Below are 13,210 nucleotides of genomic sequence, written 5' to 3' on the forward strand. Positions count from 1 at the left end.
ATTATGGAAATTACCATCAGTTTACCTCAAACAGGTAAAACTTTGACCAAAACACTACTTCTAACAGATGAACAAAGGCAATTAAATACCATTTTTGATTTTGGGTGTTAAAACGCGGAAGTCAGGAAAAATTGGCCTAAAAACTTGTCTCCTCGGCCTTGTTATAATATTCCAAATTCCCTTGAACTTTTATCCTTATTGAATTAGTAATTTTTTCGTTAGACAGAAATTCAGCATCAGCTTCGTTGTCTGCGGTTTGCAATATTTATGTATACAGTTTCACCTTGTCGCTTTGCATCTGCTGTATTTCTGACTTTTTCAATTGACCCTAGTTTGTTGAGGTATTAAACCTTGCTTCGAATCATGGGCAATAATAGGTTTCCAAATATGGACGGAATACCATTCTAACCCATCATGCTTCAGGACTTAAGAAGGTTTGGCGAAAAGGAATAAATAAAAAGTACTTCTTGCAGTGTGAAAATAGATACCGTTAATAGTTGGGACAGTAATTACTTAAAGAGGTTGCACCCCGGGCAACGATTGAAGCAAGTAGCCCACAGGAGCACGCGGCGCTAGCCAAGTGCGACGAGGACTACAGCTGAAAGCGTGACCCGAAGCCTTTGCACCTGCCTGGAAGTTTGGTGAAAACCGGTAGGCGAAGGGGGCCCGCATACCAATTAAAAATAGTACTAATCAATCGAATTATAAAGTTCAAAAACTTACCTTTGCCTTATGAGTAACGCTAGTTTTCAGCAGTATTCCAAGCAGGATTGGATGAACCGTTTTACCAAGGAATTGAAGGACGCCCACGTGGACGATTTAATAAAAAGAAATCCTGCAGAAGAACTGAGTTTGTTTCCGTATTTTGTTGAAGGTGAGTCTGTTAACCATGATATTTCCGGTTTGTTACCTGACAAAACAGAAGGTGGTTGGGAACAGGTTTTTCCGGTTTACCCCAACACCAGGAATGAACAAATTTTAGAGGCTTTAAATTTTGGTGCAAATTGCTTGTATATAGAAGAAGTTTCTCCGAATTTGATGCAGCAATTAAAAGGAGTTCAATTGGCTTATATACAAACCCATTTTTTTGTTAGAGATATAGAAAAGTTGCATGAATTACATTTGTTTTTAACTCAAAGCAATCAGTTGGATTTTCAAGGGTCGGTTAGTATTTCCAATCCAAATTTATGGGAAGAGGCCAATCGCTTGTTTCCTATTCATTCTACCTTGGAAGTAAATTGTTTGCCTTATCATTTGGAAGGGGCTAATGTGGTTTTGGAATTAGCCATTGCCTTGGCAAGTGGGAAAGAAAAAAATCAAGGAATCCGGTGTTTGCCTCGATTCAGGTTTGGGATTTCAACCGATTATTTTCTGGAGATAGCCAAAATCAGGGCGTTTCGATTGGCATGGGCTAATTTGGCAGGCGCTATTCATTGCAATAATTTGGTTTGGATTCAATCGGAAACATCGGAACGTGAATCGGCACAAGTTGATACGGATACCAATTTATTAAGACTTACCACCATGACTATGTCGGCCATCTCAGGAACGGCAGATTCGGTTGTTGTTCATCCACACGATTCAGGTGCGTTAAATGGACAAAGGTTGGCATTGAATATTCAGAATTTGTTAAGAGAAGAAGGAAATTTTGCCTCGGTAAATGATCCGGGTTATGGTGCCTATTACGTTGAGCAATTAACAGATTTGGTTTTAAAAATGACTTGGGAAAAGTTTTTATGGATAGAAGAGTTAGGAGGGATGAAATCGGCCTTGGATTCGGGAAAGATTCATCAAGAGATGCAACGATTAAATGCTATTCGAAACCAAGCATTGCAGGAAGGTAAAGTAGTTAAGATTGGTGTAAATAAATACCTGGCAAAAGCTAAAAATTAATGGGTATCAGTTGGTTTTCAGAGACACAAACAATGGTTTCATTGCTTTCAGGCTCAATGGCGAAACCTCCGGTAAAGTGACCAAAACTGGGCAGGATGGTTTGATTTTTGCCAAAATAAAAACATGGTAAACGAAGGTGTTGCCGTCCTTTTCCATAAAGATTAAAACAAGGATGCAGGTGGCCGGAGATGACATAGGCTTGTTGGGGATGGGCAACGGTCAATGGACTATGTCTCAAGCAAATGGATTGGTCCAAATATTCCTCCGGGTAAGTTTCCAAATTCGCTTGTTGATACAGGGAGGCTGGTAAAACATCGTGATTTCCTAGAACGATAGCCATTTCCAGGTTTGCATGGCTGTTTCTCCATTGACAAAAAAGTTCCCATTCGGAATTGTAATCAGAATGAAAGAGATCGCCCAGAAAAAAGAGTTTAATGGGGGAAGATTCTTGAATAAGTTCATCCAGTATTTGAAAATTTCGATTAATTCCTTGTGCAGGAATAGGGATTCCGGCTTTACGGAAATGAGAGATTTTGCCTAGGTGGACATCTGCAACCAGAAGAAATTTTTTTTCGGTCCAAAACAAGGCTTTCTGCGGAAATACCCGGAAATTCTGATTGTTTAAGGTAATGTTCACCCGGTCAAAGTTAGGAATTAGGATTTTTGGGTTTGACGGTTAGGCTTATTTGTTTTTGGATTCTCCTCAAATTGCTTTATCATTTTGGCGATTCTATCATCCAGTTTCTCAGAACTTAATTGGTCTCTCATTCGATCCACCATAATTGGGAAGGCAAAGGGGCTGGGTTTTTCCGGAAATGTGAATTTAAATTCCTGTTTTTGAATGCGTTGTAACGCATTTCTTAATCTTACTTCTTCCAATTGTTGATCCAAAGCTTCCTGAAAGGCTTGTTTAAAAAGTAAGTTATCAGGTTCGTGCTCCAGGAATACATCAAAAAGTAAAGCTGTTGATGTTTGCAAATGTTTGGTAGTTCGCATTCGACCCGGAAATCCTTGGAATATCAGACCCGAAATGGATGCAATTTCCCTGAATTTACGTTTGGCTAGCTCAATGGAATTAACGCTTTGCTGTATGTCGTCTAAGAGGTAATTTGTTGAAAAAAGATCATAGGTTTCCAGCAATTCTTTTAGGTTGAAAGCGGTGTCAGAAAGCAATTCGAAGCCGTAGTCGTTCATGGCCATTGAAAAGCTGATAGGTTGAATTTGACTGATTCGAAAAGCTAGTAATGCAACCATTCCTTCATGGACTAATCGTCCTTCGAATGGGAAAACAAAGGCATGGTAACCTTCCTTGGTTTGTACCTGTTCAATGAGCAATTGTTGGTTGGAAGGAATGGCAGAACGTTGCTGTTGCAGAAGCATCAACGGTTTCAACTTTATGATTTCCGGTTCTGTATTGTGTGGGTTTAAGGCGTTTTCAACCTGGGTTCGAATTACCGATGAAAGTTGGGATGAGAGTGGAATTCGACCACCTAACCAACTGGGAACACTAGCTTTATCTTTATTCGTTTTCCTCACCGTTGCTGTTAATCCCCTGCTTTGAATAAATTCTAAATTCATACCGGCAAAAGCAAAAACATCACTGGGCTTTAATCTGGAAATAAAGTATTCCTCCACTGTTCCAAGGTATTTACCGCCTATAGTTTGAATTTTCATAGAGGCTTCGGAGAGAATGGTTCCCATACTTAAGCGATGGCGCATGGCTATTCTTCGGTCGTTGACCCGGTAAACGCCGTCGATTATTTCAACTTTTTTGAATTCATCGTAAGCATGTAAGGATTGTCCGCCAGTAGTTATAAACTGTAACATCCATTCCCATTCTTTCCGGTTTAGGTATTGAAAAGCATGAGTTTGCAGAATTTGATTAAACAGTTCATGCTCTCTAAATCCTTCACCTACGGCCAGGGTAACCAAGTATTGAATCAGCACATCGAAGGATTGAACATAGGGTATTCGTTCTTCCAATTGGTTGGTTTTAATTCCTATTCGGAGGGAAACCGCCTCGATCAGTTCGAGGGAATGGGTTGGTACAAAATAGATTTTACTGGTCTCTCCCGGACGGTGTCCACTTCGCCCGGCGCGTTGTATAAATCGGGAAATGCTTTTAGGGCTACCCACTTGAATAACAGTTTCCACCGGTCTGAAATCGACCCCTAAATCTAAGCTGGAAGTACAAATTACCAACTTTAGTTTTTCTTTATGCAGATTTTCTTCTACCCAAATTCTAATTTCTTTATCCAAGGAACCATGATGCAATGCTACCAAGCCGGCAAGTTCGGGGTATTTCTCGGCTATGTAGCGATACCAAATTTCTGTTTGAGATCGGGTATTGGTAAAGAGTAGGGTAGTGGTGCTGTTAAAGACCAAAGGCATTACCTTATCCAACAGATTAATGCCTAAATGTCCGGCCCAGGGTAATTGTTCTACTTCATCGGGCAATACGGATTCGACCAGTATTTCCTTTGATAAATTGGAACGGATAATGGTGGATTTTCCTTCAGGGAAGTGAGGCCCAACCAACACAGATAATGCTTGTTCCAGGTTGCCAATGGTGGCGGAAATTCCCCAAATTTTCAAATTTGAAACCAGATTCTTCAAGCGATTTATTCCCAGTTCTGTTTGAACACCTCTTTTACTTCCCAGCAATTCATGCCATTCATCCACCACCACCAGTTGCAGCGTTTCAAAAAGCCTTGAATTTTCTTTTAGGGCAAAAAGCAGGTGCAGACTTTCAGGAGTTATCAGTAATACTTCAGGCAAACTTTTACGTTGTAGCTTTTTTTCTTCCACATCCATGTCTCCGGTCTTAATCCCGATTCGCCAGGGAATTTGAAGTTCATCGCATGCCCATTGCATGTTTCGTTGAAGGTCTTTGGTCAACGCCTTGAGAGGGGTAATCCAAATTATTTGAAGTCCGGGTGGCTTGGCTAATTTATAGTTGGAACTATTGTTCATAAATGAAACCAAAGCCGGAAACAACAAGGAAAAAGTTTTCCCGGAGCCGGTGGGAGCATTTACCAATCCACTTTTTCCTTGAAGGTATTCCTGAATAGCTTGGTTTTGAAAATCGGCCAATTCCCAACCCAACTCATGTAGCCACAGTTGCAAATAACGTTCACCCTTGGTCATGCCCTATTTCCGATTTTAATAGATTTTTTAAGTTATCCAGGGAGTCTGCCTCACTGGCGGTTTTGTCTCTTCTCCAACGCATGATACGAGGAAATCGAACAGCAATACCGGATTTATGCCTGCTTGATTGCTGAATTCCTTCAAATCCAATTTCAAAAACCAATTCGGGGCGCACGGTTCGAACCGGACCAAATTTTTCCAAGGTGTTTTGTTTGATAAATCGGTCAATTTCCAAAAGCTCAGCATCTGAAAGTCCGGAATAGGCCTTGGCAAAGGTCACAAGCTTATCCTGATCCCACACTGCTAAAGTATAATCGGAAAATATATCGGCCCTTCTCCCGTGGCCTTTTTGGGCATAAATTAGAACGGCATCAATAGTAAAGGGGTTTACCTTCCATTTCCACCAATCGCCTTTTTTACGACCAACCTGGTAACTGGCGGTTTTTCGTTTGAGCATAAAACCTTCTGCATCAAAAAGTCTGGCTTTGGGCTGTAATTCCTCCAATTCATGCCAGGTATTGAAAGGAATGGTTTCAGATAGTTTAATCGTTGGCCTGGATTGTAATTCGGATGCAAGCTGCTCCAGTTGTGATCTTCGCAAATGATGGCTTTGTTGTCTGATATCCTTTCCTTCCCATTCTAAAATATCGTAAATCATTAATCCAACAGGATATTCTTGCAGGAATTTTTTACTTAAACTTTTTCGTCCGATACGTTTCTGTAATATATTAAATGACAGTGGTTTCCAATTTGGATGATCTTTTTCAGAAATGGCTAGAATTTCTCCATCTAAAACAGTTCCATGAGGCAGTGTTTCTTTTAAAAAATTCAATTCCGGAAATTTGTCGGTCACTAATTCTTCGCCCCGGGTCCAAATATAAATTTCTTGATTTCTAACAATAATTTGGGATCGAATTCCATCCCATTTCCATTCCACAAACCAGTCATCCGGATGCCCTAATTGTTCTACCGGATTTTCTAACCCAAAGGCTAGGTAAAAAGGGTAGGGTTTAGAATCTCTGTTTTGGGAAGATTCATTGGATAGCAAATCGGCAAAGGAGGTGGTGTAGGGGTCCCAGTTTCCCATTAATTGGTGGGTTAAACCGGAGACATCTAACTGATAAGCCTCTGCAATAGCACGAATCACCAAGGTTTGGGAAACGCCTATTCTAAAACTTCCCATCATAAGCTTATTAAAAACGAAGATTTCGAATCCGTTTAATTGTGTCCATGCCCATTGAATTTGTTTTTGAACTTCGTTTTCCTGTTTTCCTTTCAATTCTTTTAACCAATCAAACCATTCTGATAAGGTTTTTGCTATTTCCGGATTGGAAGGTGGAAGGATCAAGGAAATGGTCTCGGATAAATCCCCAACACTGTGATAGCTTTCTTTAAAAAGCCATTCAGGTATGCCTGCAACTTCCAAAGCCCATTCTTGTATTTGGCTTGTTTTAAAAGGGCGGGGTGGACGGCGGCCGGTAAACAAGGCCAGGGCCCATATTTTATCTTGATCCGGAGCCGAAAGGAAATACTGCTTCAGTAAAGCTAGTTTTTCATTGGTTTTGGTAGTTTGATCCAAGCTTTGGAAAAGTGCAACAAAATCTTTCATACAACTTAGGCTTGGTGGGTGTCAGGTTCTTGTACCGATTCGTTTCCATACATGGTTTTTACTTCGTTGGCATTCCAACCTTTTTCATTCAACCACCTGGTGAAACTGGCAGTAAATCCATGAGTAACGTAAATATGTTCGGCCTCTGTGGCAGAAATGATGGAGTTGAGTTCTTTCCAATCGGCATGGTCTGAAAGTACAAATCCCCGGTCTATAGTCATTCGATTTTTAGCTCCCCGAACAGCCATCCAACCGGAGCAATAGCCGGTAGCGTATGGTTCAAATTTGTTCATCCAAGGCGAATTTAGTGCAGAACCGGGGGCAAGAATTAATGCTTTTTTGTAATCTTGTTTTGGAGTATCAGGAGTTAAGAGTGGAATAAAGGGCAAAGAATACCCAAAACGTCTTAATTCTTCATTAACACCAAATATGGCTCCATGAGCAAAAACCGGAAAGTCGAAAGGTTGTAATCCTTGAATCAAACGTTGCATTTTCCCAAGTGCATATCCCATTAAAACCGGGGTTTTGCCCTGCCTTATACTGGAAATGACCCAATTCTTTATTTCTTGCATCAGTTCAACCTGAGGTTTCCAATGGTAAATGGGTAAACCAAAGGTTGATTCGGTAATGAAATGATGACATTTGACGGGTTCAAAGGCCTGACAAAATCCATCATCTTGTCCCTTATAATCCCCGCTTACTACCCAAACCTGACCGGATGATTCCACCCTGACTTGTGCCGAACCCAAAATATGTCCTGCCGGATGCAAGGAAAAAGTAACGCCATTGATGCTGAATTTCTCTCCGTATTCCACGGTTTGAAGGGAAATATCTGAACCAAGTCTCATTCTCAAAATGGCTTCTGAATCTTTATGCGCCAGGTAATGTCTGCATCCCGGTTTGGCATGGTCGCTGTGGGCATGGGTGATTATGGCCCGGTTAACCGGTTTCCAGGGGTCAATATGAATATCGGCGGCCTGACAATAAATGCTGGATGGTGAAAACTGTAGCACAGCCTCCGATTTCCTCAAATTCATAAATGCTTGTTGTTGATGGTCAAGCAAAGATAAATATTCCGGTTATTTCTTTGTTGAACCGGACTTTGTTAATCTATTTTTGGATTAAATACAGGATGATGATGTTGGAACAGTTTATGGGTTTTAGACTATCGACCTAAAGTTTTAATGGGTTAGAAACAATTTTGGCTTTATATTTGGATTCTCAATGATGTTCAAAAAAATCCTTTTCTTCGGATGCCTTTTCCTACTTTTTTCAGGTAAGTTGAGTGCTCAATACGGAAGTGCAGTTGAATACAACGACTACTTAATTTCCTACACGGATTCCATGTATCGCAACGGTCTTAAATGGGGGGATGTTTTAAAAACTGCCTATTATGGAAAAGACTATTCCAAGTTATGGAAGGCAAGAGTTGAGATGAATAAAGCAATTGAACGAGCAAAAACCCAGGTTTCAGGATTGCAGGATATTATGCCAGGTGCTTATGAGTTTAGAATGGCCATGTTGGATTTCCTGAATTTTGAAAAATTTACAGTCGAAAAGGCTTGGATGCCATTTGAAAAGCTAACAGCTCAAACCTCTGAAGAAGAGTTCAAAAAGCACATGACTTACCTGCAATCCATGGCTAAATACGAAACTGAATACATGGGAAAACTCTTTGCCGCTCAGGATTATTTTGCCAAGAATAATGGTATTATTATTAGTCGTAACAAATAAGTAGCATTGTAATCATTAAATTTTCATGAATAGATTTTTCTTACTTCTTCTGTTCCCATTTTTCGGAAATGTTGCCCTTGCCCAGAAATTAAGTCCGTTGGAGTATCATGATAAAATCATTTCCATTACAGATAGTCTCCATGAAAAAGGTATGAAATGGGGACAAGTATTAAATGAATGTAGCCAAACCCAGGATTGTTCAGTTTTAAAGGAGGCCCGATTGGAGATGATGAAACTGATTGAAAGGAAAATAAAGGAAATAAAACAAATGAAAGACGTTGGAAAGGGGGCAGGAGAGCTTCGGGATGCCATGATAGAGTTTTTGGTTTTTGAAAATAAGCTGGTAGAAGATGCCTTTACTCCGTTTGAAAAATTAGTTCCGACTTCTTCTCAAACGGATTATGAAGTTGCTATTGCAAACCTCAACGCAGTAGTAGTGGAAGAGGAAGCATTTATGAAAAAGTTAGATGCAGCACAAGCAGCTTATGGTGAAAAAAATGGATTTTCAATTCAAAAAAGATAATACATGAAACAAGTTAACAAATTTATAATTGTGCTTTGGTTACTTATTTTGGGAATAGGTTTCTCTTCCTGCAAGAAAACCTCCGATTCGGACCAAACCACCATCATTCAGACCCAAATTACCAATAATATGCAGGTTGGTACCTGGAGAATTACGTTGTATTCTGCTTCCGGTGAGGATAAAACTGTTCAGTTTGACGGCTATTCTTTCCAGTTCGCAAAAGAAGGCGATATTACCGCGGTAAGTGCAAATGATAATGTGCTTGGAAGCTGGTATACCATGGATACCAATACCGGTACCAATGTGTTGGATGATTTAATATTTGCCTTGCAATTTGGAACTGTCAATAAATTCGAAGATCTGAATGGCGCCTGGTATATTGGAAGTCAATCGGCTACTAAAATTGAATTGAATAAGGCTGCAGGTGGAGGCGAAGGCAGCGATTTAGTGACCTTTGAACAGAATTAATTTCAGTTAGAAATGCCGGTTACCTCCGAAGTTGCAGGTAAAATAGAACTTCCTGTTTCCATTGAAACAGCTTTTGAATACCTCTCCAATTTAGAGAACGATTCCCTTTGGCGTAAGGAAATAAACCAAACCAATATGCTGGAAAAGCCGGGCTTGGGTACTCGTGCCAATGAATATTCAAACTTGTCAAATCGCTTGCAAAATCATTTATTGGTTCTTCAATGTATTGAATATGAGCCATATACTAAGGTGGTCTATGAAACGCTTCCAGGTTCTGCTTTTTATTTACGAAGCAGCAGGGAATTTCAAAAAATTAGCGACACTCGTTGCGTTTTTTTATACCGGGTTACTTTTGATCATGCCATTGTAAAAAAGGCTTTGGGCTTTTCTTTGCCCGGTTTCCTCCTTCGCTTTGGCGCCAGAAAGGATATGAATTCTTACTTGAAAAAACTAAAGCAAATTATTTGAATTTCAATAAGTTTAATTTTTATTTGGCGGGTCCCATTCGCCCATAAACAAGGGTGCAAATTCCGAATAGATTGCATGGGCTTATGGTCGGGCTATTCGTTCCAAGTCCTCGCCGCCCGGGCTAACGCCACGGTCGTCTGTGGGCTTTCCACTGCTATCCCTACCCGAACCGAACCCCAAACAGTTGCGGATTTTTAAAAGAATAATTCGGGTTTTTAAAATTTGTTAAAAATTAGGTTAGATTTGTCCTAAATATTTACGGATGAAAATAAAATTACCCCTCGTTTTGGCCTTGTTTTTAGGTACAAGTTTGTTCTCTTCAGGGCAATCAACACCTTCCGCTAAATCTTCCGGAACGGATTCCATTGGAGTTGCAGATACGGTGAGAATAGCCAAAACAGTTCTTCCTGATTCCTTGAAGAAAGTTTCGCCCAATGTGGTTGCAACTGAACCAATTGCTACCAATAAGGAACCCAAAGTAAAAGGCGATTCAAAATTGAATTTTGGTATGGCTGTACATCTTCAGGTCGGCACTATTGGACCGGGCGGTGCAATAGGTATTCGATTTCTGGATCAGCTTTCATGTAGGGTTGGATTTAATTATTTTAAGTTGAATACTTCTTTTGAAGGTAACTTTTTTGATGTTAATCTAAAACACAGTCCTGATTTAACCCTGGGTGCTATTAGTTTAATGGTGGATTATTTTCCGGTGACTAAATCGTCTTTTCATATTACCGGTGGTGTGGCTTATAATCTTAATCACTATAAGTATGGAATGGTTTATAACGATACACTCCAATACGGTACCATTGTCGTTAATGGTGAAAATGCCGGAACCCTTCATTTTGATGTAAAAAGCAGCAAAATTGTCCCTTACTTAGGTATTGGTTTTGGAAGAGCAGTTCCTAAAAAACGGGTAGGTTTTGGTTTTGAATTGGGTTGTTTTTACCATGGTAAGCCTCAGGTAAGTATTGATGCAACCAAATTAATTGAACAAACCAAAGATGAACAACAACAATTACAAGATAACTTAAGCGGTTATCGATTTTTCCCTTACCTGAATTTACACCTATCCGTTAAACTAACGAAATAACACCCTTACCGAAGAATAACAATCAATTTTTGAAACTATGTCAACAAAAAAAATACTTACAAGCTTGCTGGTAACCGGATTAAGTTTAACAGCAATTCTCTATAATTCCTGTAAAGATCCTTTACAAGATGTGGATTTAGTGGTAAATACCGAATTGTTTAAAACCAATATTTCCGTTCAGGTTCGTGATTATAATTCTACCAGTCCGGTTGGAATTGCCGATGTTACCCTAAAAATTATTGGTGGAAGCGATTATAGCAACCCCGCAGGCGATGTTGAATTTCCTGATTATGTATTGGATGCTATTGGTAACAAGGATTTTGAGGTAGCCAATGGTTTTACTGCCATGGTTTTATCACCTGGAACTGTACCAACCGAGGATAAGCCGGTACGTTTTACCATAGTAGCTTCTGCACCGGGTTATTTAACTACGTACAAAAATGTTTTCATTCCGGCGGAGGGTGATTACAATGTGGTTATTGGAATGACCAAATTGGATGATTTGCCTCAAGGGGTAAGTTCTTCTATAGGAACCATTTCAGCTCCAAGCGCAGGTACTACTGCTGAAATTATCTTTGAAGCAGCAGCTACCAATGGAAAAGCTGAAAAAGCAGTTGTAACTATTAATCCTGGAACCAAATTCTATGACGAAGCCGGAACACAACTTACCGGAACCCTAGATTTTACGATGGTTCATTTCGATAACCAAAACGAAAAAGCCATTCTTTCTGCACCTGGATCTGGTTTAGAGGGTGGAATCTATTACGATTCGTTGGGTAATAAACTGGATGCTGGAATTAATCCCGGAAGTTTAGGCCTGGTGGATATTGTAATTAAAAAAGGGACTAAGAAGGTAAAAACCTTTTCACAGCCTGTAAAACTTCAAATGGAATTGAATGGGAATAGCCTATATTCTGGAGAACAATTTATTGCTGCCGGAAATAAGGTTCCAGTTTGGAGTACAAATGAAAATACCGGAGTAACTAAAATGGAAACAGAAAAAGAAATTTATACCAATGGTAATGGGAAGCTGGAGGTAAGTATGGACTTGGAGCATTTAACAGAATATGTATTAACTCCATTTTATAGTGCTGAGGGTTTTTGTTTAAGAGGTACTTATAGTTTTATGGCCAATAATCCGTTTTTTGATTTTAGTGTTAAATTATACGAATCACCAACAAATAAATTACTTGGTATATCAACTAGTCGAACCGTATTGAATAATTTTGTTTGCTATTCGAAGAAGTATTATTTTAAGGTATATGTTAGAAATCAATTAGTTCTAACTACGCCAGTTTACAATGGTTGTACCTCGTATGTTGAAAGTTTTAATTTCCAAGAACCACAACCCCCAACCTATATTCCATTTAAAGCCGATGTAAGAGGTAAATGCGAAAACAAGCCTAATAAACGTATTGCTCCCAATTTGGCAGTAAAAATCTGGGATGAAGAAACGAATGAATGGTTGCCTTATGGAGATATGAAAAAGGGGTATTTGAATGGTCAATTGGTAAAAGGTAAAACGCACCGTTTGGGAGCCTTTTTCTATGGACTATGGCAAGAGAGAAACATTGATGCCAATGGCAGTGAAGTGGTATTTAATGAAGTATGGGATTTGCCTCCAATGGTTTGTTCTCAATATTAATCCCAAAATTGTCATTAGAAATTTTAAACTACGTTTCGAGACAAGTGTTAGTAAGGTTTTCAAGTAATTTTAAATGGTAAGAAAACCTAACTAACACTAGCTCGGGATTAACCCAAATCATCCCACATCCCATCGCGCTTGTCATTTGTTCACTTCGTTTCAAATGACAATTTTGGGTTAATTTTATTTTTAGGGAGATTCAGAATTGCTAAACGAATTCTTTACAGTAGAACCCTCCTGATAGAACAATAAAAGAAGAAAGCGAAGGAGCAGCATAAAGCTGCTTCTTCGCTTTCTTTTTGGAATTTTATACCAATTTTAATTTGTAAATAGTCCCAAGTTTTTTTAATTTAGATTGGTAAAATGTCTAGTAAACAGTATGTTAGGCCAATTTTTCAAGAAAATTTAAGACATAAAATTGGACTAAACTTAAGGTCCATTCGGAAATAATACTACTTAATTGGAAAATTGATCGCCAATTGTAAGGAAATGCCATGCACTCAGGGTTTGCACCCCGGGCAACGACAGTTTGTCTAAAAAGCCCTCCTTTTTGTAACTTACTGATTGTTAATAACTTACCCGATAATAAATTCACAATACATTGATTTTCAGTATATTTATGCATGAAAT

At 39.3% G+C, this 13,210-nt stretch carries 12 protein-coding genes; 7 read left to right on the top strand and 5 right to left on the bottom strand.

Translation table 11 applies throughout. The features are described from left to right. Window positions 1-732 precede the first annotated feature (732 nt). Entirely contained in the window at window positions 733-1,893 is a 1,161-nt protein-coding gene (locus tag K1X82_12695) for a hypothetical protein (GenBank protein ID MBX7182965.1), read from the top strand. Here the strand turns inward: K1X82_12695 and pdeM are convergent. The 4 genes from pdeM to K1X82_12715 are packed head-to-tail and all read right to left on the bottom strand — an operon-like array spanning window position 1,883 to window position 7,686. Next, a complete protein-coding gene (pdeM, locus tag K1X82_12700; GenBank protein ID MBX7182966.1) occupies window positions 1,883-2,530 on the bottom strand; it encodes a ligase-associated DNA damage response endonuclease PdeM in 648 nt (215 codons plus the stop codon). The two genes, K1X82_12695 and pdeM, sit on opposite strands and share 11 nt — an antisense overlap. Window positions 2,531-2,547: 17 nt before the next feature. Next, window positions 2,548-5,040, bottom strand: coding sequence for a ligase-associated DNA damage response DEXH box helicase (locus K1X82_12705; protein ID MBX7182967.1), 2,493 nt, complete (start codon window positions 5,038-5,040; stop codon window positions 2,548-2,550). Beyond that, on the bottom strand, window positions 5,027-6,649 hold the full coding sequence (locus K1X82_12710) for an ATP-dependent DNA ligase (GenBank protein MBX7182968.1): 1,623 nt from the start codon (window positions 6,647-6,649) through the stop codon (window positions 5,027-5,029). Before K1X82_12710 ends, K1X82_12705 begins: the two co-directional genes overlap by 14 nt. A 5-nt stretch (window positions 6,650-6,654) precedes the next feature. Further along, window positions 6,655-7,686: a ligase-associated DNA damage response exonuclease gene (locus K1X82_12715; protein ID MBX7182969.1), complete on the bottom strand. Its 1,032-nt coding sequence runs from the start codon at window positions 7,684-7,686 to the stop codon at window positions 6,655-6,657. 187 nt (window positions 7,687-7,873) lie between these two features. On the opposite strand from K1X82_12715, the gene K1X82_12720 reads away from it, so the two are divergent. The 6 genes from K1X82_12720 (at window position 7,874) to K1X82_12745 (ending at window position 12,580) form a co-directional block, all read left to right on the top strand. After that, window positions 7,874-8,383 carry a hypothetical protein gene (locus K1X82_12720; GenBank protein MBX7182970.1) on the top strand — a complete coding sequence of 170 codons (510 nt, stop codon included), beginning with the start codon at window positions 7,874-7,876 and terminating at the stop codon, window positions 8,381-8,383. A 25-nt stretch (window positions 8,384-8,408) separates the two neighbouring features. Further along, on the top strand, window positions 8,409-8,906 hold the full coding sequence (locus tag K1X82_12725; protein MBX7182971.1) for a hypothetical protein: 498 nt from the start codon (window positions 8,409-8,411) through the stop codon (window positions 8,904-8,906). Window positions 8,907-8,909: 3 nt separating this feature from the next. After that, entirely contained in the window at window positions 8,910-9,374 is a 465-nt protein-coding gene (locus K1X82_12730; protein ID MBX7182972.1) for a hypothetical protein, read from the top strand. A gap of 12 nt (window positions 9,375-9,386) precedes the next feature. Further along, the gene (locus K1X82_12735) at window positions 9,387-9,842 is read left to right on the top strand and encodes an SRPBCC family protein (protein MBX7182973.1); all 456 of its coding nucleotides are present in this window, start codon (window positions 9,387-9,389) and stop codon (window positions 9,840-9,842) included. Window positions 9,843-10,104: 262 nt separating this feature from the next. Next, on the top strand, window positions 10,105-10,935 hold the full coding sequence (locus K1X82_12740; protein ID MBX7182974.1) for a hypothetical protein: 831 nt from the start codon (window positions 10,105-10,107) through the stop codon (window positions 10,933-10,935). Window positions 10,936-10,972: 37 nt separating this feature from the next. Continuing rightward, complete coding sequence (locus K1X82_12745; GenBank protein MBX7182975.1) at window positions 10,973-12,580, top strand: hypothetical protein; 1,608 nt, start codon at window positions 10,973-10,975, stop codon at window positions 12,578-12,580. A gap of 382 nt (window positions 12,581-12,962) precedes the next feature. Here the strand turns inward: K1X82_12745 and K1X82_12750 are convergent. Beyond that, window positions 12,963-13,210 (bottom strand): hypothetical protein (locus K1X82_12750; protein ID MBX7182976.1); only part of this gene is annotated, 248 nt, incomplete at its 5' end.

The organism is Bacteroidia bacterium (genome assembly GCA_019695265.1).
In the GTDB taxonomy this organism is placed as follows: Bacteria; Bacteroidota; Bacteroidia; order JAIBAJ01; family JAIBAJ01; genus JAIBAJ01.

What these genes read in the sequence shown, in the direction of transcription:
- K1X82_12695 (MBX7182965.1), top strand. Translation starts at nt 733, where the DNA reads ATGAGTAACGCTAGTTTTCAGCAGTATTCCAAGCAGGATTGGATGAAC.
- K1X82_12705 (MBX7182967.1), bottom strand. Translation starts at nt 5,040, where the DNA reads ATGACCAAGGGTGAACGTTATTTGCAACTGTGGCTACATGAGTTGGGT.
- K1X82_12710 (MBX7182968.1), bottom strand. Translation starts at nt 6,649, where the DNA reads ATGAAAGATTTTGTTGCACTTTTCCAAAGCTTGGATCAAACTACCAAA.
- K1X82_12715 (MBX7182969.1), bottom strand. Translation starts at nt 7,686, where the DNA reads ATGAATTTGAGGAAATCGGAGGCTGTGCTACAGTTTTCACCATCCAGC.
- K1X82_12720 (MBX7182970.1), top strand. Translation starts at nt 7,874, where the DNA reads ATGATGTTCAAAAAAATCCTTTTCTTCGGATGCCTTTTCCTACTTTTT.
- K1X82_12725 (MBX7182971.1), top strand. Translation starts at nt 8,409, where the DNA reads ATGAATAGATTTTTCTTACTTCTTCTGTTCCCATTTTTCGGAAATGTT.
- K1X82_12730 (MBX7182972.1), top strand. Translation starts at nt 8,910, where the DNA reads ATGAAACAAGTTAACAAATTTATAATTGTGCTTTGGTTACTTATTTTG.
- K1X82_12735 (MBX7182973.1), top strand. Translation starts at nt 9,387, where the DNA reads ATGCCGGTTACCTCCGAAGTTGCAGGTAAAATAGAACTTCCTGTTTCC.
- K1X82_12740 (MBX7182974.1), top strand. Translation starts at nt 10,105, where the DNA reads ATGAAAATAAAATTACCCCTCGTTTTGGCCTTGTTTTTAGGTACAAGT.
- K1X82_12745 (MBX7182975.1), top strand. Translation starts at nt 10,973, where the DNA reads ATGTCAACAAAAAAAATACTTACAAGCTTGCTGGTAACCGGATTAAGT.